A 21,833-nucleotide genomic window follows, 5' to 3' on the forward strand; every position below is an offset into this window, starting at 1 on the left:
TCTTACTCCGGGCTCCCTCAGGCCGCCTTGTCGGGTGTCGGCTTCTTCTTCGTCGTCTTGTCGCTCTTGTCGCCGCTGAAGGCCTCGTACTCCTTCATGACGTCCTCGGTCGGCCCGTCCATGCGCAGCTCGCCGCGCTCCAGCCACAGGGTCCGCTCGCAGGTGTCGCGGATCGACTTGTTGTTGTGACTGACCAGGAAGACCGTACCCGCCTTCTCGCGCAGCTCGCGGATGCGTTCCTCGGAGCGCATCTGGAACCTGCGGTCTCCGGTGGCCAGCGCCTCGTCGATGAGGAGCACGTCGTGGTCCTTGGCGGCGGCGATGGAGAAGCGCAGCCGGGCGGCCATACCGGAGGAGTACGTGCGCATCGGAAGGGTGATGAAGTCGCCCTTCTCGTTGATCCCGGAGAAGTCGACGATGTCCTCGTAGCGCTCCCTGACCTCCTCGCGGGACATGCCCATGGCGAGGCCGCCGAGCCAGACGTTGCGCTCGCCGGTGAGGTCGTTCATCAGCGCTGCGTTGACGCCGAGCAGGGAGGGCTGGCCGTTGGTGTAGATATGGCCGTTCTCCACCGGGAGCACGCCGGCGATCGCCTTGAGCAAGGTCGACTTGCCGGAGCCGTTGGTGCCGATCAGGCCGACCGCCTCACCCTTGTAGGCGACGAACGAGACCTTCTTCACGGCGTGCACCTCGCGCACGCCCGCCGCCTTCTCGGCCTGCTTGCGGCGCAGGATGCGGTTGAGGGCGGCTGTGGCGGAGCCGCGGCCGGATCCGGTGCCGTGGACGCGATAGACGATGTCGACGTTGTCGACGACGATGGTGGGGATCTTCTCGGTGGGGGTCTGCTCAGCCACGGCCGTACTTCTCCTCTGCCTTCCAGAAGTAGATGAATCCGCCGATGCCGACGACCACGGCCCAGCCGATGGCCGTCGGCCACACGTGCGGGGGCAGCTGCTTGGCGTGGAAACTCTTGATCAGGGCGAATCGCATGAGGTCGATGTAGACGGCGGCCGGGTTGGTCTCGAGCAGCGTCGTGACGATGTGCGGCAGGTGGTCCTTCTTGGTGAGCTTGCTGATGCTCCACATCACACCGGACACGTACATCCAGGTGCGCAGGATGAACGGCATCAGCTGGGCGATGTCCGGGGTCTTGGCGCCCATCCGCGCCATGATCATCGCCATGCCCGCGTTGAACAGGAACTGCAGGATCAGCGCGGGGATCACCAGGAGCCAGCCGACGGTGATCGGCAGGCCGAAGCAGAGCAGGATGACGACCAGCGCGGCCATCGAGAACAGCAGCTGCTGGAGCTGCTGGATGCAGAAGGAGATCGGCAGCGCGGCCCGCGGGAAGTGCAGGGCGCGCACCAGGCCCAGGTTGCCGGAGATCGCCCGGGTGCCGACCTGGATCGAGCTCTGCGTGAACGTCCACACGAACACGCCCGTGACCAGGAACGGGACGTAGTCCGGGACGCCCTTCTTGGTGCCGAGCAGCACACCGAAGATGAAGTAGTAGACCGCCGCGTTCAGCAGCGGGGTCATGACCTGCCAGACCTGGCCGAGCTTGGCCTCGCTGTACTGCGCGGTGAGCTTGGCGGTGGCGAAGGCGGTGATGAAGTGGCGCCGGGCCCACAGCTGGCGGACGTACTCCGGCAGGGAGGGGCGGGCACCACTGACCGTCAGGCCGTGGCGGGCGGCCAGTGCCGCGAGGTCGTCGTCGGCCGGGGCCTGGGTGGGGGGCGGTGTGTCGAGGACCTGGCTCACATCCGCTGCTTTCGCTCGGGGGAGGGGGTGGCGCGTCCGGCTGGGGGGCCGGGGCGCGTCGTCGGCCCGTCGTCCGACGTGCGTTCGTTTCCTTACGCTTCTCTTCACGTTCTCTTACGTCGGAACGGGACCGTATCGTCGCATCGTGAGAGTAGAACCAATCGACGTCGGAACGCAACCGTTTCGTCGTAACGCCCTATGCTGTGGGTCATGACGACGAACGCCGACGAGCCCGCGACGCGCCCGCGCCGCCGGACCCCTGCCGGGGCCGCCGTACTCCGGGAGGATGTGACCGAAGCCATCCGGGCGGCGGTCTTCGAGGAACTCGCGGCCGTCGGCTACGCGCGGATGTCCATCGAGGGCATCGCGCGGCGGGCGGGGGTGGGCAAGACCGCGGTGTACCGGCGCTGGCGTTCGAAACTGCACCTGGTCCTCGACGTCGTGTCGGCCATGGCGGTACTGGGCCTGCCGGTCCCCGACACGGGCTCCCTGGAGGGCGACCTCCGCCTCCTGTACGAGGTCACGTCCCGCGCCCTGCGCCACCCGGTCGCCTCGCAGATCATCCCCGACCTCCAGGCGGAGGCGGCTCGCAACCCCGACATCGCCGACGCCTTCCAGAAGGCCCTGCGCGACGGCCAGGAGGGCGTGGCCAGCAAGATCGTGGCGGCGGCGGAGCAGCGCGGGGAGGTGCGGACGGGCCTGGACCCCGACCTCGCGCTCGACCTGATCTCCGGCCCGCTGTACTGGCGCGCGGTGGTCATCCGCTCCCCGAAGCTGCCGAAGGGCTACCTGGAGAAGCTGGCCCGGGCTACGGCGGGGGCGCTCAAGGCGTTGTGACGGGGCCTGGCGTTGCGGCTGGGCGGGGGCGACGCCGTCGCCAGTCGGGGGAGAGGACAGCGCCGCCGTGCCCTCCCACGCCGCGGCGTCGCCGTGGGTGAGCGCGCGGAGAAGCGGCGGGCGGCGTCCCTGGTGGGCTCGCGGCCGTCGCGGGCGAAGTGCACCGCCGAGGGGCCGCTCGCATCAGCGCGCCGTTTCCTGCCGCCCGTCGGCCGACCTGGAGGTGCAGGGGCGGCCGTGTCCCAGGGGGCGCCGCCGGTCAGGACGGCCTCCGTCTGGAGGCCGATGTCCTTCGGGCCGGCCGCGGCCCAGCGCAGGAAGCGGCGGAAGACGTCCGGCAGGTCCAGGCCGCCGTGGTCCAGCAGGGACTCGGCGGCCGGCACTGCCATTCGGGTGTCGTCCGTCGCCTCGCCCGGCTCCCAGCCGCCGCCTCCGCACATCTCGCCGCCGTGTCCGGGACGGGGAAAACGGGCGGAGAAGGCACCCTCGGGGCCGAACCCGAAGGGTGCTCCGAGCGCGTCGCCGACGGCGGAGCCTACGACCGGGCCGCCTCCGGGTGGTGGTGCACCCAGCCCTCCCAGGCCGAGGTGATCATGTCCTGGACGTCGTACTTGGCCTGCCAGCCCAGTTCCGTGGCGATACGGCTGGCCGAGGCGACGACGCGGGCGGGGTCGCCGGGGCGCCGCGGGGTGACGGTCGGCGCGCGGTCGTAGCCGGTGACCGCGTTGATGCGGTCGACCATCTCGCGGACCGACACACCCTCGCCGCGGCCGATGTTGAGGGTCAGGTCGGTGCCGGGGGAGGAGGCCAGGGCGCGGGCGACCGTGACGTGGGCCTCGGCCAGGTCGACCACGTGGATGTAGTCGCGCACGCAGGTGCCGTCCGGCGTCGGGTAGTCGTCGCCGAAGATGCGCGGAGACGCGCCCTCGGTGAGCTTCTCGAAGACCATGGGGATGAGGTTGAAGACGCCGGTGTCGGCGAGTTCGGGGGCGCCCGCGCCCGCCACGTTGAAGTAGCGCAGGGACGCCGTGGACATGCCGGTCGCCCTGCCCGTCGCGCGGACCAGCCACTCGCCGGCCAGCTTCGTCTCGCCGTAGGGGGACATCGGCAGGCAGGGGGTCTCCTCCGTCACCAGGTCGACGTCCGGCATGCCGTACACGGCGGCCGAGGAGGAGAAGACGAAGGAGGGGATCTCCGCCCGCGTCACCGCCTCCAGCAGGACCCGGAGGCCCTCGACGTTCTCCCGGTAGTAGTGCAGCGGGAGCTCCACCGACTCGCCCACCTGCTTCTTCGCCGCCAGATGCACGACTCCGCCGATCTCGTGCTCGGCGAGCGTGCGGGCCACGAGCTCCGCGTCCAGGACGGAGCCCCGGACCAGGGGGACCTCCGCCGGGACGCGCTCGGCGACGCCCGTGGACAGGTCGTCGTAGACGACCGTGCGTTCGCCCGCCTCGGTCATCGCCCGTACGACGTGTGCCCCGATGTATCCGGCACCGCCGGTGATCAGCCAGGTCATTGCGGCCGTCTCCTCGTCAGTTGGCCCGTTCAGCCGCTCGGTGGAGCGCGGGCGTCTTTCAGTGAAGCAGTGGGCGTCCCGCCGGGTCAGCGGGCGCCTCGGTGAATCAGCGGGCGTCTCAGTGAAGCAGGCGGCGGAGTCTGCTGCGCGCCACCTGCATCACCCCGCGCACGCCGGTCGCCACACGCACGGCCAGCGCGCCGGAGTGCGTGGTGTACGGCTGCACCAGGAGCACACCGCGCCGCGCGCTCGGGACGGCGCGCCGGCGCAGCCGGCCGGCGCCCGTCAGGGCGTGCGCGGTCACCTCCCGCCGGGTGCCGTCGGCGAAGTGTACGGTCAGCCGCAGGTCCCAGGTGCCGGCGCCGAGCCCGGCCAGGTCGACGGGCAGCGCGGCCGACCAGCTGTCCGCGCCGGCCTTCGCGCCGGTCTCCGAGCCGGTCCCCGCCCCGGAGGGCGTGAGCCGGACCGTCGTGTGCCCCCGCGTCCGGTCGTCGTCCCGGGACCGCCACTCGACGTCCACCTCGCGCGGGCCCGCCTCGGCCAGCCTGCCGTAGAGCTCGTGCAGTCGCAGGCGGAGCAGCGAGGCACGCGGGCGTGGCAGCAGTTCCGCGTCGACCGCGAGCGGGAGGAGGCCGGTGGGGCGGGCCAGCAGCGGTGTGAGGGTGACCTGGGGGAGCTCGGCGGACCAGACCGGCACGCCGTCGGGGGTGCGGGCGTAGGGGGGCAGCAGGCGCGCCGGGCGGGCGGCCAGCTCGCGCAGCCGGGGCAGGTCGCGGGGCTCGGGCGACTCCAGGACGACCCGCGCGATCAGCGGGCCCGGGGCGCCCGGGTTCTGCTCCCAGTCGGTGGCGTCGTAGCGCGCGAGATACTCCCGGGTGTGCGCCCACCACGCACGCTGGTAGTGCGCGTCGCGCAACCCCAGCTCGCGCGCGTACATGCGCACCTCGTGGTCGAGGAACTTCTCCCGCGCCGCCCGCGCCAGCTCCTTGTGCCCGGCACCCAGCAGGATCTCGTACGCCAGCGCGCACGCCTCCACGCGCGCCTTCCAGTTGTCGATGTGCTCCCGGTCCAGCGAGAGCGACAGCTGCTCGGCGGCACGGCGCACATGCCACACGTACACGAGGTCCGGGACGACCGCGATGCGCGGGTCGGCGGCCAGTACGCGCGCGCTGAAGACGATGTCCTCGTAGAGGAAGCGGCCCTCGGGGAAGCGGATGCGCTGCTCGCGGAGGAAGTCGGTGCGGTACAGCTTGTTGACGCACAGCGTGTCGTGGACCAGGCGGGGCTGCTGCGTGGGGCGCGCGAGAACGGTGTGCGCCGTGTAGAGGGGCGCCTGCCAGGGTTGTTCGCGCCCCGAGGGCAGCTCCCGGCGCACGCACAGCCCGCTCGCGACCTCGGCGTGCGCCCCCGTGGCCGCCGCCAGCAGCGCGTCGACCGCGCCGGGCGGCAGCACGTCGTCGCTGTCCAGGAACATCACGTACGGCGTGGTCACTGCGTCGATCCCGGTGTTGCGCGGGCTGCCGCAGCCGCCGCTGTTCTCGCTCCGGCGCACCACCCGCAGCCGGGGCTCGTCGGCGGCGAGCCGGTCGAGCAGCTCGGCGCTGCCGTCCGTGGAGCAGTCGTCCACGGCGACGACCTCGGCGACCGCGGGCCCCTGCGCGAGCGCCGAACGCACGGCGTCACCCACATGGGCAAGGTCGTTGTAACCGATGACGACCACACCGACCTGCCCCGCGCGCGGCGGCTCAGCGGTACCGGACCGGTCCGGCCGGTCTGTCGTGTCGGGCCTGTCTGGCGGGTCTGGTCGCATCGGGTCCACCGGCGGAGCGTAAAAATTTTCGGTAATACTCGGTTAAGAGACGCTTAGCGCCCGGTCCGGAAGACGGTGGGAATCGAGCCGGGGTTGCGTGGTTCGCACGCTCTTCCCGTCCGGACCGGTCGATCGCCACAAGCGGACGAACGACAGCACGGACGCGGCCGCCAGGATCCCGTTGCGGGCCAGCATCAGCAGACAGCCGGTCCAGGTGCCGTCGACCACCTCGGCGTAGTGCGTCGGGAAGGCCAGGGTGCTCAGCGCGGTCGCCGCCAGGAGCAGTGCCGCCACCGGCCGCTGGCTGGTGTGCCGCGAGGTCAGGCACACCGCGGCGAGACCGAGCAGCCAGATCATGTACTGCGGGCTGATCACCCGGCTGGTGACCGTGAACAGCAGCACCGCGCTCAGCGCCGCGTCGAACGGCGTGGCCTCGCTCCACCGCCGTGCCCGCGTCCGCCACAGCACCAGCAGCGCGAAGGCGACCACCGTCAGCGCGAGGGAGGCGGTGGCGACGGCGCGCACATGCGGGCCGACCAGCTCGGTGGCGCCGTACCGGTAGCGCGAGCGGCCCGGCCAGCCGGCGTGCCGCGCCAGGTTCAGCGCCGTACCGCCGAGCGACTCGATCTGCACGCCCCGCCCGCCCTGCTCGCGCAGAAACGACAGGGGATGGGCGAACAGCACGGCGAGCACACCGAACGCGGCGGCTCCGGCGGCCGTCGCCCATCCCCACGCCCGGCGCGTCACTCTGCCCCGGGGCGTGCCCAGAAGCACCAGCGCCGGCCACACCTTCACCAGCGCCCCCAGCGCGCCCAGTGCCCCGCACACCCTCCCCGCGCGCGGGGAGCGGCCCACCGCCAGCAGGGAGAGCACGGCGAGGGCGGTGACCTGGACGTCGTACCGGGCGAGCGGGAGGTGCAGCAGCAGCGGCAGGCCGCCCGTCCACAGGGCCGCGCCGAGCAGGCTGCGCCCGGGAAGCCCGCCCGCGCGGGTCAGCGCCGCCGTGACCAGGGCGTCCACGGCGAGTGTGAGCAGCACGAAGGCCTGGAAGTACGTCAGCCACGGCAGCAGGTGCGGCGCCAGCAGCACCGCGCCGGCGCCCGGCGGGTACTGCCACAGGGTGTCGTGCGCCGGGAACGAGCCGTGCACGAGGACGCCGTACCAGTCGGCGTACAGCCGCCACACCTCACGGGTCACCGTGCCCCCGCCGAGCAGCGGAGTGCTGTCGTGGGTGAGCAGCCACAGCATCAGGGCACGGGTGGCCAGCCAGAGGGCGGTGACGCCGAGGACCGGACCGGAGTTGGCACGGAGACGGTTCATCGCATGGGAGCCTAAGCGCCGCGGACGGTGCATCCATGCCGATACGCCGTCATGACCGTAAAAAGGTTCGTTAATCGCACAAGATCGGGCGCATCGTGGTGAACGTCGGGTTTCCTGTGAAACCGCAGTCGGCCCGGATCCGCCGCCGGACCGCCGTGGGAGTGCCCGCGCTGGTGATGCTCGCGGTCGGGCTCTGGGGGCTGGACCGGGACGGGATGTGGCGCGACGAGGCCGTCAGCTTCCAGGCCGGGCGGCGTACGGTGCCGCAGATCTGGCTGCTGCTGCACGACGTGGACGCCGTGCACGGGCTGTACTACCTCCTCGTGCACGCCGTCCTCGCCGTCCACCCCGGCGAGGTGGTCCTGCGGCTGCCGTCGGTGTGCGCGGCGGCGGTGACGGCCGGGCTGGTGGCGGCGCTCGGTGCGCGGCTGGTCCGGCCGCGCGTCGGGCTGTGGGCCGGGCTGCTGTACGCCGTCGCACCGATGGCCGGCCACTATGCGCAGGAGGGCCGCAGTTACGCCCTGGTGGCCGCCGGGGCCACCGGTGCGACGCTGCTGTTCGTGCGGGCCGTGCAGGGGGGTTCCCGGGCGGGCTCGTGGGTGGCGTACGGCGCCGTCCTCGGCCTCACCTGCTGGCTGCACGAGTTCGCGGTGCTGCTGCTGTGCGCCCACGCGGGGTCGCTGGCGCTGGCCCGGGTCGAGGGGCGGGTGTGGCGCGGGTGGGGGTGTGCGGCGGGTGCGGTCGTGGTGTCGCTGGTGCCGATGGTGCTCGTGTCGCGGGGGCAGGCGGCGCAGGTGGCGTGGTTGCAGAGGCCCACGGCGGCTACGGCGGAGGGGCTGGTGCGGGGGTTTCTCGGGCCGAGCTCGGCTGTGTACTGGGTGTCTCTCCTGCTCGCCCTGGCCGGGCTGGCGGGAGTCGTGGGGCGGCGGGGGGAAATCACTCTCGCGGGAATGGCGTTGCCGTTGACCGTGGTGCCGCCCGGGGTGCTGATGCTGGCCTCCCAGGCCTCGCCGCTGTTCGTCGACCGGTATGTGCTCTACGCGTTGGGCGGGGCGCCGCTGCTGGTGGCGGCAGGGGCCGAGCGGGTGGCCGGGGTGGTGGGGTGCCCGCACGGCGACGGCCGGGCGGAAAGGCGCCCTCTGTCGCGGCCCCGCACGGTCTCACGGAACCACCTCGTCACCCTCACCGGCGTCCTCGCGATCGCCCTCTCCTTCCTGCACCAGCTCCCCCTCCTGCGCGCCGACCGCGACCCCGCCACCCGGCCCGACGATCTCGGTGCCGTCTCCCGGGTGGTGGCGCGGGAGCTGGCGCCCGGTGACGCCGTGCTGTTCCTGCCGGCGCACCTGCGGAACGTGGCCCTGACCTATCCGGGCGCGTTCCGGGGCGCGCGGGACGTGGCGTTGGCGGAGCGGGCCGCCGGGTCGGGGACGCTGTACGGGCGGGAGGCCGGGGCCCGCCGGGTGCGGCGGCGGATGGAGCGGCTGGACCGGGTGTGGGTCGTGGCGGACCCGGCTCTGCTCGCCGGGCGCCGGCTCCCCCGTAGCCGCACCGAGCGGGCCAAACTGGCCGTGCTGCGGCGGGACTTCACCGGGCGGGAGGTGGTCCTGCGGGGCGGGACGGCCGTACGGCTGTACGTCCGTGACCCGGTGAATTCCCCGTCCGCGTCGGCTGGTTCTCCTCGTGCCCCGCTGCCACGGCAGCCGCGTCCAGCGCGGTCGTGAGCCGGTCGAGGCGTTCGCGCAGCTCGGTGATCTCCGCCAGCTCGAAGCCGGTCGCCCGGGCGATGCGGCGCGGCACCTCCAGGGCCCGCTCGCGCAGCGCCGCGCCCTCCTCGGTGAGCCGGACCCGCACCGAGCGCTCGTCCTCGGCGCTGCGCTCCCGGTGCACCAGTCCGGCCCCTTCCAGCCGCTTGACCAGCGGGGACAGCGTGCCCGAGTCGAGCCGCAGATGCTCGCCGAGCTTCTTGACGGGCAGGTCGCCCTGTTCCCACAGCACCAGCATCACCAGGTACTGCGGATAGGTGAGACCGAGGTCCTTGAGGATCACCCGGTAAACGCCGTTGAAGGCGCGGGAGGCGGCGTGCAGGGAGAAGCAGATCTGGCGGTCCAGGCGGAGCCAGTCGGCGTCGGCGGCGGTGGGCGAGGCGGTCATGGCTCCAGGGTAGCTCTTGCAAGCCATTTAGTTGTGCACAACTTAATTGTGTGCTCTACTTGTGCTCGCAAGCCCGCGGCAACCCCGCAACGGACACCGCATCGAACCGAGAGGACGGGTCCCCATGGACGCGCTCTACACCGCAGTCGCCACCGCCACCCACGGCCGTGACGGTCGCGCCGTCTCCTCCGACGGCAGGATCGACCTCCAGCTCGCCCCGCCGGTGGAGCTGGGCGGCAACGGCCAGGGCACCAACCCCGAGCAGCTCTTCGCCGCCGGTTACGCCGCCTGCTTCGGCAGCGCGCTCGGCCTCGTCGGCCGGCAGGCCAAGGTCGACGTCAGCGACGCGGCGGTCACCGCCGAGGTCGGCATCGGCAAGCAGGGCGAGGGCTTCGGGCTGAAGGTGACGCTGCGCGTCGAGCTGCCCGACACCGTGGACGAGGAGACCGGCCGCAAGCTGGTCGAGACCGCCCACCAGGTCTGCCCCTACTCCAACGCCACCCGCGGCAACATCGACGTCGACCTCGTCATCGAGTAGTCCCCCCGAGGTACGTCCGAGGGTGCCGGTCCCGGGCCGGCACCCTCGCGCGTGCCCCCTACGCCGGCGCCAGCGCGTCCCGTCCGGCCGCCTGGCCCGGGATCCGGGCCGCGCCCGGACCGGTCATCGGCTCGCCCAGCAGCAGCGTCCGGACGACGCGCTCGGCGGCCCGGCCGTCGTCGAACTCGCAGAACCGCTGGCGGAACTCCGCCCGCAGCCGCGCCGACTCCTCGTCCCGCCAGGAGCCCGAGGCGAACAGCCGGGCCAGCTCCCGGTAGGAGCCCGCGACATGGCCCGGCGGCTCGGCGGTGATGTCGAAGTAGGCGCCCCGGCTCGCGCGGTACGCGGGCCAGTCGTCGGCGTGCACCACGATCGGCCGGTCCAGGTTGGCGTAGTCGAACATCACGGCCGAGTAGTCCGTGACCAGCACGTCCGCCGCGAGCAGGACGTCCTCCACGCGCGGTTCGTCGGTCGCGTCGACCACGATGCCGCGCCGGGCGAGCTCGGCCAGACCCATGCCCCGCGCCGGACCGGTCGCCAGCGACGGGTGCAGCCGGACCACCAGGGTGTGCCCCGCGCCGAGGTCCGCCGCGAACCGGGCGAGGTCGATCCGGTCCACGTGCCCGCTGCGGCGGTAGTCCCGGCGGGTCGGCGCGTACAGCACGACCGTGTCCGTCTCCGGGATGCCGTACCGCTGCCGGAAGCCGCTGTCGGCGCCGTTCACCAGCACGTCGTTGCGCGGGCTGCCGGTGCGCAGCGAGGTGAAGTGGCAGGGGTAGGCCCGCTCCCACACCAGCTCGGAGTGGCGGTTGGCGACCAGGCTGTAGTCCCAGCGGTCGGCCCGGCGCAGCATCTGCGGCACGTCGAAGCCGAGCCGGGCGCCCGGCTTGTCCAGCAGGTCGGCGCCCATGTACTTCAGCGGGGTCCCCTGGTGGGTGTGGATGTGCACGCTGCCGGGCCGCTTGGCCAGGGCGCCGGGCCAGTTGACGTCGTTGACGAAGAACGCCGCCCGCGCGGTGACCTCCAGACAGCGCCGGGAGCCCATGATCACGTGCTCCACCTCCGGCGGCAGCCGGTCGGCGGTCTCCTCGTCCCTCACCACCCACACCCCGCGCAGCTGCGGGGCGATCTGGCGGGCCTTGGCGTACACGGCGGCCGGGTCGCCGAGCATGCCCCGGTGCGAGGACGCCGAGTAGACGACCAGGTGCGGGTCCAGCGGGCGGAGCGCGTGCACGGCCGCCCAGCCGGAGCGGGCCCGGGCGGCCACCGCGCCACGGACCACACCGGCCCGCTGCGCCGCCTCCTGCCCGGCCCGCGCCGCCTGCCGCCTGATCCGGTACGCCGTCCAGGAGCCCTCCAGCAGGCCGGCCTCGCCGTCGGCCGGGGCGCCCTGCGCCGGCTTGTGACGCCGGAGGACCTCCCGCGTGCGCCGGAAGAACTCGGCCCTGTCGGCGGGCGGCAGCCGGTCCGGCTTGGCCAGGATGTCCAGGCAGTGCTCGCCCATCCTGCGGTGCAGATACGGCCGCCAGTGCGCGAGCCGGGGGTGCTGCTCGACGAACGCGAAGACCCGCTCGTACTGGTCGTGGATGTCGAAGTGCCTGCGGCTGGTCGTGGACAGGATGTTGCCCTGCCGGCGCTGCCGGTAGTTCAGGCAGATCCGGTCCAGCGCGGCGATCCGCCGGGCGCTGAGCATGACCGGGAAGGTCCAGGGCGTGTCCTCGTAGTAGCCGGGCGGGAACGCGAAGCCCTCCGCCTCCACGAACTCGCGCCGGTAGACCTTGTTCCACACCACCATCAGCAGGTCCAGGATCCGCGGGAACTCGTCCACGGCGAAGGTGCCCGGGCCGGCCTCGGCGAGGATCTCGGCGAGGGCGTTGCGCCGGGTGCCGCCCCACCAGTAGGTGCGCGCGTAGTCGAAGACCAGCACGTCCGGGTCCCCGGCCTCCGCCAGCCGGTCGGCGATCGCCCGCAGCGCGCCCGGGGTGAGGGTGTCGTCGCTGTCCAGGAAGAACAGGTAGTCGCCGGTGGCGTGCGGCATCCCGGCGTTGCGGGCCCGGCCGAGGCCCACGTTCTCCGGCAGGTGCAGCACCTTCACGCGCGGGTCGCGCTCGGCGTACTCGTCGAGGATCGCGCCGCAGCCGTCCGGGGAGCGGTCGTCCACGGCGATCAGCTCGAAGTCGCCGAAGGACTGCAGCAGCACGGAGTCCAGGCACTCGCGGAGAAAGCCCTGCACCTTGAAACAGGGCACGATCAGGCTGAAGCGGGGCACGGCGGTCAGCTCCTCACGAGGGTCGCGGCGGCGGGGGCGGGGACGCGTTCCGGGAGCGGGATCACCGGCGGGATCGCCTCCGGCGGCTCGCCGAGCAGCACCCGCCGTACGACGCGTTCGGCGGCCAGGCCGTCGTCGAACTCGCAGAACCGCTCACGGAACGCGGTCCGCAGGGCCGTGGCCTCCTCGCCCGCGTAGGAGCCGTCGGCAAAGACGGCGGCCAGCTCCTCCGGGGTCCGCGCGACCGGCCCCGGCGGCTCGGCCATCAGGTCGAAGTAGACGCCCCGCGTCTCCCGGTAGACGTCCCAGTCGTCGGCGTACACGACGATCGGCCGGTCCAGGTTGGCGTAGTCGAACATGATCGACGAGTAGTCGGTGACCAGCGCGTCCGCCGCCAGGCACACGTCCTCGGAGGAGCGGTGCGCGGTGACGTCGATGACGCGGCTGATCCGGCCGGAGCTCTTCGCGGCTCCCCGGTCGTAGAAGTAGTGGGCGCGCAGGAGCACGACCACGTCCTCGCCGGCCGCCTCGCAGAACGCCTCCAGGTCCAGGCCGGGCTCGAAGCCGGTGTGGTGGTCGCGGTGGGTGGGGGCGTACAGGACGGCCGTCGCGCCCTCGGGGACGCCCAGCTCCCGCCGGACGCGGGCCACGTCCTCGGCGGTCGCCGTGCAGTAGACGTCGTTGCGCGGATAGCCGTACTCCAGCGCCTCCCAGGAACCGGGGTAGGCGCGCTCCCACATCTGGGTGGAGTGGCGGTTGGCGGAGAGGTTGAAGTCCCAGCGATCCACCCGGCCCAGCAGCCGGGTGAAACTGCCCGACCGGGCGGCCACCACCGGGTACGGCGACTGGTCCACGCCCATCGTCTTCAGCGGGGTGCCGTGCTGGGTCTGCAGGTGCACGCTGCCGGGGCGCTTGACGATCCCCTCGGCGAAGTTGGCGTTGTTGATCAGGTACTTCGCCCGGGCCAGCACCTCCCAGTAGCGGCGGGAGCCGATCACCGCGTACTCCACGTCCTCGGGCATCGCGTGCGCCTGGTCGGCCTCGACCAGGAACACCGAGCGGATGTGCGGGGCGAGTTCGCGGGCCTTGGCGTGGATCGCGGCCGGGTTGCAGGCGTAGCCCCGGCCCCAGTAGGCGCAGTACACGGCCAGGTTGTCATCGAGCGGGCGGCGCAGCTCGCGGGCGTAGCGCAGCCGGGTGCGCAGCACGCGGGTGCGCGGCAGGCTCTCCGCGGTGTTCGCGGCGATCCGGTTGGCGCCGCGCAGCGCCCGGAACGCGCTGTACGCCCCGGTCGCCAGCAGCCGGTGCTGCACGCCCAGGCTGCCGCCGGGCGCCCGGAAACCGGCCGGCCGGTGGGTCCGGTAGAGACGGGTGGCGCGGCGGAAGAAGGCCCGGTGCCCGGACGGCAGCCGCTCGGGCCGGGACGCGGTCTTCAGCACCTGGGTGAACAGCTGCTCGAACAGCGGCCGGATCCGCTCGCCGGGCAGCGCGCGCTCGGCGGCCCGGGTCAGCACCAGGTCCACCTGGTCGAGCAGGTCGTGCTGGTGCGGCCCCGGCAGGTTCAGCCTGCTGCCCTGCCGGCGCAGCCGGTGCCGTACGACAACCCGGCGCAGCACCGCGATCCGCCCGGCCGCGAGCGTGGTCAGCCCGCCCCAGCCCAGGTCGGTGAAGTGGCTGTCGGGAAAGGCGAGTTCGTGCTCGGTGAGGAAGTCGCGGCGGTAGACCGCGCTCCAGGCCGGGAGCTGTACGCCGGTCAGCTCCGGCAGGTCGGCGGGGGCGAAGGCGCCCTTCGGGGCCCCGGCGAACAGCGGCTGGGCCGGGTTGGTGGGCTCGCCCTCCCACCAGGGGGCGCGCTCGTGCTCGACGTAGAGCACGTCCACGCCGGCGATCTCGGTCAGCCGGGCGTCCAGCGCGGTGAGCGCGCCCGGCAGCAGCAGGTCGTCGCCGTCGAGGAACAGCACATACGCGCCGGTCGCCGCCCGGATCCCCGCATTGCGCGCCCCGCTCAGCCCGGCGGACGGCGGCGAGTGGACCGGGGTCACCCGGGAGTCCCGCTCCGCGTATCCGGCGGCCACGGCGGCGGCCGGGGAGTCGGAGGCGTCGCAGACCGGGATCAGCTGCAGATCGCCGGACGACTGGCCGAGAACCGAGTCCAGCGCCTGGGACAGCCGGGCGGCGACCCCGTGCGAGGGAACGATGATGCTGAATCGGGGCATTCTGCTCTTTCTGGTGTCTTGCGGACGCGTGTCCTGCCACGCGACCGGGCCGCCCCGCCGGACGCCAGGTGGACGGCCGGCTCGGGGTGGGCCGCGTCGAGCCGAGGGGCACGGGAACTCCCGGAGGAACCAGCGCCGTTCAGCGCATCCCGGTGACGGGGAGGGAACCGGCAGGTTGCGGCACGGTGGCCAGCGGAGAGCGCGCACAGGCCGACGGCACCGGCTTGCGCTCCTCCAGCGGCACCACCCGCGGCAGCCCCGTCCCGCCCAGCACCACATGCCGTACGACCCGCTCGGCGGCGCGTCCGTCGTCGTACGGGCAGAACCGCTGCCGGAACGCCGCCCGCAGCTGGGCCGAGCGCGAGCCGCGCCAGTGCCCGCTCGCGAAGATGTCGATCAGCTCGTCCTCGGTGCGCGCGACCGCGCCCGGCGGGAAGGCGCGCAGGTCGAAGTAGGTCCCACGGGCCGCCCGGTACGCCTCCCAGTCGCCGGTGTGCACCACGATCGGCCGGTCCAGGTTGGCGTAGTCGAACATGATCGACGAGTAGTCGGTGAGCAGGACGTCCGAGGCCAGACACAGCGACTGCACGCTCGGGTGGTCGCCGACGTCGATGATCCGGGGTCCCTTGGGGCACCGGTCGCCGTGGGTACGGGCCAGGATCACGAAGCGCGGGCCGAGGCGGCGCAGGATCCGCTCCAGGTCCAGCAGGGGGCGCTGGGTGCGCAGGTAGTCCCGGTGGGCGGGCGCGTACAGGACCGCGACCGCGTCCTGGGGGATGCCCAGCGCCTCGCGCAGCCGGGCCACGTCCGCCGAGGTCGCCCGCTGGAGGACGTCGTTGCGCGGCGCCCCGTACTCCAGCGTGCGGTACCGGCCCGGGAGGACCCGCTCCCAGGTCAGGGTGGAGTGCCGGTTGCCGGACAGGACGAGGTCCCACTGGTCGACGCCGCGCAGCAGCCGGGCGAAGTCGGTGCCGCGGGCCGCCGCCGGGCGCTCCTGGAGGTCCAGGCCCATGTGCCCCAGCGGTGTGCCCTGCCCGGTGTGCACCAGGATCTGCCCGGGCCGCTTGCGCAGGCCCGGGTCCAGGACGTCGTCGGTGACCAGGTACTTGGCGCGGGCCAGCGCCGTCCAGCAGGCGGCGGTGCCGGGCCGCAGCCGGCGCGGGCCGGGCGGGACCGTGTGCTGGTGCTCGGCGCGGGCGATCCAGGCGGTGCGGATGTGCGGGACGTGGGTGCGGAACGCCTCCTCCAGGGCGCCCGGGTCGCCGCCGTGGCCCCGGCCCGCACCGGAGGTGAACACCGCCCGGTCGGCGCGGACGGGCAGCCGCAGCTGGATCCGGTAGTGCAGCCGCAGCACGACCGTCCGCAGGGCGCGGGCCAGCTTCACCGCCGCCTTGAACGTGCGCCGGCGCACCGCCGAGACCAGCCGGAACACGCGGAACGTGCGGTGCAGACCGAAGCGGACCAGGATGTTCCGGTGGCGCATCCGGGTGCCGGGGACGCGGTAGCGGCGGTAGTGGGCGCGTGCCCGGCGCAGGAACTCGCCGTGGCTGCCGCGCGGCAGCCGGTCCCGCTTGGTGAACACCGTCGCGTAGTGGTCGATCATCCGGCGGAACAACTCGGGCCGCCAGCGGGCGAGTTCGGGATGCTCGGCGACGTAGGCGAACACCCGGTCGTACTGCTCGAACAGATCGAAGTGCCTGCGGCTCGTGGTGCCGAGGATGTTGCCCTGCCGGCGCTGCCGGTAGTGCACGCACACCCGGTCCAGGGTGGCGATCGACTCCGCCGTCATCAGCACCGGGAAGGTCCAGGGGGTGTCCTCGTAGTAGCCCGGCGGGAAGGCGAAGCCGTGGCTCTCGACGAACTCCCGCCGGTACGCCTTGTTCCAGGCCACCATCAGCACCCTGAGCAGCCCCGGCCGGTCCTCCAGGCGGAACGGCGCCGGGCCCTGCTCGGCGAGCGGGGCGGACAGCTGGTTGCGCACCTCCCGGCCGTCCCAGTACGTGCGCGCGTAGTCGTACACCAGGACGTCCGGCTCCCCGGACTCCTTGATCCGGTCGGCGATCGAGCGCAGCGCGTCCGGGGTGAGCGTGTCGTCGCTGTCCAGGAAGACCAGGTAGTCGCCGTTGGCCTCGGCCATCCCCGCGTTCCGGGCCCGCCCGAGCCCCTGGTTCCGGGCCAGGTGCACGGGCCGCACCCGCGCGTCCCGGGCCGCGTACTCGTCGATGATCGCCCCGCAGGCATCCGGTGAGCAGTCGTCCACGGCGATCAGTTCCAGATCGGGATACGACTGCGAGAGCACCGAGTCCAGGCACTCGGAGAGATACGCCTGGACCTCGTACGCGGGAACAATGACACTGAACCTGGGCAAGGGGCATCCATGGGTCGTCGGCCGACGCGGGGGTTCTGACCGGAAACGGCCGATGGGGTGAATTGGTTACGGTTCGTACGGCATGTGGGGGACGCCGGGTGAACGGGAGAGGGCGGGCCCCTTGCGACCCGCCCTCCCGGAAGTGACCGTCGTGCGGCTACTTGACGGCGCCCGCCATCACCCCCGACACGAACTGCCGCTGGAACGCGAAGAACACGGCCAGCGGGATCACCATGGAGATGAACGCGCCGGGTGCCAGCACGTCGATGTTGTTGCCGAACTGCCTGACCTGCGTCTGCAGCGCGACCGTGATCGGCTGGGTGCCCGACTTGGTGAACACCAGCGCGACCAGCATGTCGTTCCACACCCACAGGAACTGGAAGATGGCGAGGCTCGCGATCGCCGGCCCGCCGAGCGGCAGCACCACCCTTGCGAAGAGCCGCAGTTCGCCGGCGCCGTCCAGCCGGGCCGCCTCCAGCAGCTCGCGCGGGATCTCCGCGAAGAAGTTCCGCAGCAGGAACACCGCGAACGGCAGACCGAAGCCGGTGTGGAACAGGATCACGCCGAGGATGCTCCCGAACAGCCCGAGCCTGCCGAACAGTTCGGCGATCGGGATCAGCGCCACCTGCACGGGCACCACCAGCAGGCTCACCACGCCCAGGAACCACCAGTCCCGGCCCGGGAACTCCATCCACGCGAACGCGTAACCCGCGAGGGAGCCGACCGCGACGACCAGGACCGTCGCCGGGACGGTGATCAGCACGGTGTTCCACAGGGAGTGGGTGATGTCGCCGTTCTGCAGCAGCTTCTGGTAGCTGGCGAAGGTGAGTTGGGACGGTTTGGTGAACACCTTCCACCAGCCGCTCGCGCTCATGTCCTCCGGCGAGCGCAGGGAGGAGGCGAGCAGCCCGATCGTCGGCACCAGCCAGAACAGGCCCACGACGATCAGGAACACACGGACCAGACCACCGTTGATCTTCTCCAGCAGCCAGGTCATCGCCGCACCTCCCGCCTCAGCCGGCGGATGTTGAACGCCATCACCGGGATCACCAGCACCAGCAGCAGCACCGCGATCGCGCTCGCGACGCCCGGCTGGTTCTCCGCGAAGCCCCTGCGGTACAGCTCCAGGGCGAGCACGTTGGCGTCGTCCTGGGAGGAGCCCGGCGCGATGATGTAGACGAGGTCGAACACCTTCAGCACGTTGATCATCAGCGTGACGGTGACGACCGCGAGGACCGGCGCGAGCAGCGGCACGGTGACCTTGCGGAACACCTGCCACTCGTTGGCGCCGTCCACCCGCGCGGCCTCCAGCAGCTCCCGGGGCACACCCGCGAGCCCGGCCGCGATCAGCACCATCGCGAAGCCCGCCCACATCCACACGTACGCCCCGATGATCGCCGGGGTGACCAGTGCCGGGCCGAGCCACTCGACGCCGTTGTACGGCTCCTTGAAGTTGCCCGCCGGCAGCCGCAGCCGGGCTCCGTCGGCGGAGGCGGGCAGCGTGAAGGTGCCGTCACCGGCGGCCTTGGTGGAGGCGACCACCTTGCCGTCCTTCACCGCCTCGATCCGCATCCCGGCGTAGCCCAGCTCGGACGGGTCGGGCGTGCCGAGCCGTCCCACGCCCTTGCCGCGCGTGAAGTCCTGCCAGGTCGTGCCGGTGATCCTGCCCGGCTCCGGCCTGGCGGCCACGGCCTTCTTCGCGCTGTCCGGCATCTGGTCCGGGGCGACACCGACGAGGGGAAGGGCGACCGGCTGCCCGGCACGCACCGGGGCCTTGGTGATGAAGCCGCCCCCCTGGGCCACGAGCGGCGACTCGCGGCCCGGGTGGGCCTTCGGGAACGCCGAGGACTGCGCGAAGGTGTCGTGGACACCCACCCACACCGCGTTCGCGACCCCCTTGTGCGGATCCTGGTCGTACACCAGCCGGAAGATGATCCCGGCCGCCAGCATCGAGATCGCCATCGGCATGAAGACGACCAGCTTGAACGCCGTTCCCCAGCGCACCCGTTCGGTCAGCACCGCGAAGACCAGACCGAGCGCGGTGGAGACCGTGGGCGCGAACACCACCCAGATGACGTTGTTCTTCAGGGCGGTGCGGATGCCGTCGTCGGTGAAGAGCGTCCGGTAGTTGTCGACGCCGGAGAATCCGTCCCCGGAGGCGTTGTAGAAGCTGCGGATGACGGAGTACCCGATCGGGTAGACCACGAGGGCGCCGAGCAGCACCAGGGCGGGCAGCAGGAACAGCGCTGCCACCGTCCTCCGGGTGCCGGTCACGCTCCTACGACTGCGGGGTGCGGCGGGACCCGGTGGGGCCCCGGCCGCCGCTGCCGCCGACGCCATCGCCGGCTCAGCTCCCGCTTCCGTACGCGGCCGCCGCGTCCTTCTCCAGCTTCGCCTGGGTGCCCGCCACGTCCGCCGGGTTCTTCAGGAAGTCCTGCAGGTCCTTCCACTCACCCTTGCCGGGGGTGCCGCCGAAGGCCTGCGGGGCCTGGTCGGACATGTCGAAGCGGAAGTCGTCGCCGGACGCGATCAGCGCCTTGGCGATCTTCTGCTGCACCGGGTTCGGGTACGCCGAGACCGGCACGTTCTTGTTCGGCGAGAGATAGCCGCCGAGCTTCGCCTGGATCGTCGCCGCGTCCGGCGAGGCGAGGAAGGTGACCAGGGCCTGCGCCGCCTTGGAGTCCTTCAGGATCACCGCCGCGTCACCGCCGGAGACCACCGGCGCGGTGGAGCCGACCGTCGGGAACGGGAACACCTTGGCGTCCGTGCCCACCTTCGCCTTGGTCTCACCGATGTTGACCTGCACGAAGTCGGCCTCGTAGACCATCGCGGACTTCGGCTGGTCGCCGCCGGTGAAGGTCTGGGTGACCGAGGCCGGGAACTCCGTCTGCAGCGCGCCGTCCTGGCCGCCCGCGAGGTAGTCCTTCTTGCCCCAGATCTGCGCGAGCGTCGTCAGCGCCTGCCTGACCGAGGGATCCGTCCACTTGATCTTGTGCTGGGCGAGCTCGTCGTACTTCTGCGGGCCCGCCTGGGACAGATAGACGTTCTCGAACCAGTCCGTCAGCGTCCAGCCGTCCGCCCCGGCCACCGAGAACGGCGTGACACCGGAGTCGTACACCGCCCGTGTGGTGGTGAGCAGGTCCTGCCAGGTCTTCGGTTCCTTCGCGCCCGCGTTCGCGAAGACCTTGGCGTTGTACCAGATCAGCGACTTGTTGGCGGCCTTGTAGTACATGCCGTACTGCTTGCCGCCGACCTTGCCGATGTCCTGCCAGCCCCGCGAGTAGTTCTTCTGCAGCTCGTTCAGGGCGTCCGGGCCGAGCGGCTTCGCCCAGCCCCGCTGCACGGCCTGCTTGATGGCGCCGGGCTGCGGCAGCATCGCCACGTCCGGGGGCTGGCCACCCGCGATCTTCGAACCGACGAAGTTGATGATCGGGTCCTGGGCCGGCACGAACGTGACCTTCGCGCCGGTGCGCTTCTCGAACTCGGCCAGGACCAGCTTGAAGTTCTTCTGCTCCTGACCCGTCCAGACGGCGGCGATCTCCAGGTTCGCGCCGTTCAGCTTCGGCAGGCTGACGGTCGAGCCGCTCGGGGCGGCGCTGCCGCTGTCGCCGCCGCCGCTCTTCTTGTGGTTGTCACTGCTGGAGCAGGCGCTCAGGGTGAGGGCCCCCGCGAGCAGCGCGGCGAGTGCGGTGACGGTCCTGCGTGTCCGGATGGTGCTGCTCTTGCTGCGCATCACTTCCCCGTTCGTCGTTCTCCGTTGAACGTGAATGAACGTCAAGAAGACTGTGCCGTGCGGTCCGGTCTACGCCGGGCCGCTGGAGGGCGGCAAGAGCGCCTGCGGTGTCCAGCCGCGCATCGTGACCGGCTCGTGACCGGGGGTGTATGCGTCCTTCTTCGTTACAACAGTCTCTTCGGCTACAGCAGGGACGGCACCTCGGCCGCCGAGACCTCCCGGGCCGCCCGCTCCACCGCGCTCGCCAGCAGGGCCAGGTCGGTGGGGCCGTTGCCCAGCTCCCGCACCGGCCGGCGGGCCGGGGGGTCGCCCATGCGCTGCCAGTCCAGCGGGACCACCGTGGGCCGCTGGGTCGCGGTACGCGGGATACGGCCCGTCACCCGGCCGCCCTGGAAGCCGACGACCCGCCCGTCCGCGTGCGCCAGCCGGCCGCGCCCCGGTGCCGGTTCGTCCGGCCCCTGCTGGGGAGCGTCCAGCACGACCCGCAGGGCCGCCCGCCGCGCGGGCTCCGTCTCCGCCGTACGACCGCCGGTCCCGGCCGCCGCCACCAGGTGCACCCCGAGCCGCTCGCCCTCCCGGGCCACCGCCTCCAGCGCGCGCATCACCGAACCGGCGGCGGGCCTGCCCGGCGAGCCGAGCGGGGGCGAGACCAGCGCGTCCAGGTCGTCCACGACGACCACGAGCCGTGGCAGCGGCGGCGCGGCCTCGGCCCGTTGCCGCGCGGCCGCCCCCGGCCGCAGCCGCAGGGTGGAGCTGGGCGGCGTGTCTATGTCACCGGTGGCGGGGGCCGGCGTGCGCTGGGCGACGATCCGGCCCGACACCTCACGCCCCGCGTGCCACTGCGCGAAGTCCGTCCGGCCCAGCAGCTCCGCCCGCCGCTTCAGCTCGGCGGTCAGCGACTGGGCGAACTCCCGCATCCGCACCGGGTCGTTGGCGATCAGGTGCGTGGTGACATGCGGTATGTCGGTGCACACCCGCAGGCCCTCGCCATGCGCCGCGCCCGTCCCGACGCCGTCCCGGCCGTCCATCAGCACCACGCCCAGCCGGTCCGGCCGCTCGGCGGCGGCCAGCGAGGCCACCACGGTCCGCAGCAACTCCGTGCGACCGCTGCCGGCCGGCCCCTCGATCAGCAGATGCGGTCCGTCCGTCACCAGGTCGGCGGTGAGCGGCCCGCGTGGCCCGGCACCGAGCACCGCCCGCGCCCGGCCGCCCAGCGCCATGGCACGGCTCACGCCGGAGATCTGGCAGCACCACGCCGAGGGCACCCGGAACGGCTGGGTCTCCAAGGACGAGGAGGGCTCCCGCCAGACCCGT

The 21,833-nt window shown here is 72.5% G+C and carries 14 protein-coding genes and 3 pseudogenes; 3 read left to right on the top strand and 14 right to left on the bottom strand.

Going from position 1 to position 21,833, the window contains the following annotated elements; genetic code table 11:
• Nucleotides 1–17: 17 nt before the first annotated feature.
• Both ABT288_RS33075 and ABT288_RS33080 read right to left on the bottom strand, forming a co-directional pair.
• Nucleotides 18–854 (bottom strand): ABC transporter ATP-binding protein, encoded by an 837-nt coding sequence (locus ABT288_RS33075; protein ID WP_351615698.1) that lies wholly within the window; start codon nt 852–854, stop codon nt 18–20.
• Entirely contained in the window at nt 847–1,761 is a 915-nt protein-coding gene (locus ABT288_RS33080) for an ABC transporter permease (protein ID WP_351615701.1), read from the bottom strand. Before ABT288_RS33080 ends, ABT288_RS33075 begins: the two co-directional genes overlap by 8 nt.
• 210 nt (nt 1,762–1,971) lie before the next feature.
• Here ABT288_RS33080 and ABT288_RS33085 point away from each other — a divergent pair, with 210 nt between their 5' ends.
• Nucleotides 1,972–2,598 (top strand): TetR/AcrR family transcriptional regulator, encoded by a 627-nt coding sequence (locus ABT288_RS33085; protein ID WP_351615704.1) that lies wholly within the window; start codon nt 1,972–1,974, stop codon nt 2,596–2,598.
• 63 nt (nt 2,599–2,661) lie between these two features.
• Here ABT288_RS33085 and ABT288_RS33090 read toward each other — a convergent pair.
• The 4 genes and pseudogenes from ABT288_RS33090 to ABT288_RS33105 form a co-directional block, all read right to left on the bottom strand.
• A pseudogene (locus tag ABT288_RS33090) lies at nt 2,662–3,170 on the bottom strand (ADP-ribosylglycohydrolase family protein); the annotation flags it as partial.
• Nucleotides 3,134–4,114, bottom strand: coding sequence for a UDP-glucose 4-epimerase GalE (gene galE, locus ABT288_RS33095; protein WP_351615707.1), 981 nt, complete (start codon nt 4,112–4,114; stop codon nt 3,134–3,136). The pseudogene ABT288_RS33090 and the gene galE, both read right to left, overlap by 37 nt.
• Nucleotides 4,115–4,232: 118 nt before the next feature.
• Nucleotides 4,233–5,924, bottom strand: a complete 1,692-nt coding sequence (locus tag ABT288_RS33100) for a glycosyltransferase family 2 protein (RefSeq protein ID WP_502972887.1) — start codon at nt 5,922–5,924, stop codon at nt 4,233–4,235.
• Nucleotides 5,925–5,966: 42 nt separating this feature from the next.
• Nucleotides 5,967–7,244: a glycosyltransferase 87 family protein gene (locus ABT288_RS33105; protein ID WP_351615713.1), complete on the bottom strand. Its 1,278-nt coding sequence runs from the start codon at nt 7,242–7,244 to the stop codon at nt 5,967–5,969.
• Nucleotides 7,245–7,459: 215 nt separating this feature from the next.
• Between ABT288_RS33105 and ABT288_RS33110 the strand changes: the two are divergent.
• Nucleotides 7,460–7,942, top strand: a pseudogene (locus ABT288_RS33110) (glycosyltransferase family 39 protein); the annotation flags it as partial.
• 886 nt (nt 7,943–8,828) lie between these two features.
• Here the strand turns inward: ABT288_RS33110 and ABT288_RS33115 are convergent.
• Nucleotides 8,829–9,395: a MarR family winged helix-turn-helix transcriptional regulator gene (locus ABT288_RS33115; protein WP_450857615.1), complete on the bottom strand. Its 567-nt coding sequence runs from the start codon at nt 9,393–9,395 to the stop codon at nt 8,829–8,831.
• A gap of 124 nt (nt 9,396–9,519) precedes the next feature.
• On the opposite strand from ABT288_RS33115, the gene ABT288_RS33120 reads away from it, so the two are divergent.
• The gene (locus tag ABT288_RS33120; protein ID WP_351615717.1) at nt 9,520–9,933 is read left to right on the top strand and encodes an organic hydroperoxide resistance protein; all 414 of its coding nucleotides are present in this window, start codon (nt 9,520–9,522) and stop codon (nt 9,931–9,933) included.
• A 58-nt stretch (nt 9,934–9,991) separates the two neighbouring features.
• Here the strand turns inward: ABT288_RS33120 and ABT288_RS33125 are convergent, their stop codons facing one another.
• The 7 genes and pseudogenes from ABT288_RS33125 to ABT288_RS33155 form a co-directional block, all read right to left on the bottom strand.
• On the bottom strand, nt 9,992–12,202 hold the full coding sequence (locus tag ABT288_RS33125) for a bifunctional glycosyltransferase/CDP-glycerol:glycerophosphate glycerophosphotransferase (RefSeq protein WP_351615719.1): 2,211 nt from the start codon (nt 12,200–12,202) through the stop codon (nt 9,992–9,994).
• A 5-nt stretch (nt 12,203–12,207) separates the two neighbouring features.
• Nucleotides 12,208–14,418, bottom strand: a complete 2,211-nt coding sequence (locus ABT288_RS33130) for a bifunctional glycosyltransferase/CDP-glycerol:glycerophosphate glycerophosphotransferase (RefSeq protein ID WP_351615722.1) — start codon at nt 14,416–14,418, stop codon at nt 12,208–12,210.
• Between the two features lie 139 nt (nt 14,419–14,557).
• Nucleotides 14,558–16,786, bottom strand: a complete 2,229-nt coding sequence (locus ABT288_RS33135; RefSeq protein WP_351615725.1) for a bifunctional glycosyltransferase/CDP-glycerol:glycerophosphate glycerophosphotransferase — start codon at nt 16,784–16,786, stop codon at nt 14,558–14,560.
• A gap of 157 nt (nt 16,787–16,943) precedes the next feature.
• Entirely contained in the window at nt 16,944–17,783 is an 840-nt protein-coding gene (locus tag ABT288_RS33140) for a carbohydrate ABC transporter permease (RefSeq protein WP_351615728.1), read from the bottom strand.
• Nucleotides 17,780–19,060: a carbohydrate ABC transporter permease gene (locus ABT288_RS33145; RefSeq protein ID WP_351615731.1), complete on the bottom strand. Its 1,281-nt coding sequence runs from the start codon at nt 19,058–19,060 to the stop codon at nt 17,780–17,782. Before ABT288_RS33145 ends, ABT288_RS33140 begins: the two co-directional genes overlap by 4 nt.
• A gap of 73 nt (nt 19,061–19,133) precedes the next feature.
• A complete protein-coding gene (locus tag ABT288_RS33150; RefSeq protein WP_351615734.1) occupies nt 19,134–20,519 on the bottom strand; it encodes an ABC transporter substrate-binding protein in 1,386 nt (461 codons plus the stop codon).
• Nucleotides 20,520–20,701: 182 nt separating this feature from the next.
• A pseudogene (locus tag ABT288_RS33155) lies at nt 20,702–21,736 on the bottom strand (FtsK/SpoIIIE domain-containing protein); the annotation flags it as partial.
• Nucleotides 21,737–21,833 lie beyond the last annotated feature (97 nt).

The sequence above is a fragment of the Streptomyces sp. NPDC001093 genome (genome assembly GCF_040298985.1).
In the GTDB taxonomy this organism is placed as follows: Bacteria; Actinomycetota; Actinomycetes; order Streptomycetales; family Streptomycetaceae; genus Streptomyces.

Bases quoted from the DNA above. Each gene is read 5' to 3' on its own strand.
- ABT288_RS33150 (WP_351615734.1), bottom strand. From the start codon at position 20,519: ATGCGCAGCAAGAGCAGCACCATCCGGACACGCAGGACCGTCACCGCA.
- galE (WP_351615707.1), bottom strand. From the start codon at position 4,114: ATGACCTGGCTGATCACCGGCGGTGCCGGATACATCGGGGCACACGTC.
- ABT288_RS33140 (WP_351615728.1), bottom strand. From the start codon at position 17,783: ATGACCTGGCTGCTGGAGAAGATCAACGGTGGTCTGGTCCGTGTGTTC.
- ABT288_RS33100 (WP_502972887.1), bottom strand. From the start codon at position 5,924: ATGCGACCAGACCCGCCAGACAGGCCCGACACGACAGACCGGCCGGAC.
- ABT288_RS33130 (WP_351615722.1), bottom strand. From the start codon at position 14,418: ATGCCCCGATTCAGCATCATCGTTCCCTCGCACGGGGTCGCCGCCCGG.
- ABT288_RS33085 (WP_351615704.1), top strand. From the start codon at position 1,972: ATGACGACGAACGCCGACGAGCCCGCGACGCGCCCGCGCCGCCGGACC.
- ABT288_RS33115 (WP_450857615.1), bottom strand. From the start codon at position 9,395: ATGACCGCCTCGCCCACCGCCGCCGACGCCGACTGGCTCCGCCTGGAC.
- ABT288_RS33120 (WP_351615717.1), top strand. From the start codon at position 9,520: ATGGACGCGCTCTACACCGCAGTCGCCACCGCCACCCACGGCCGTGAC.
- ABT288_RS33105 (WP_351615713.1), bottom strand. From the start codon at position 7,244: ATGAACCGTCTCCGTGCCAACTCCGGTCCGGTCCTCGGCGTCACCGCC.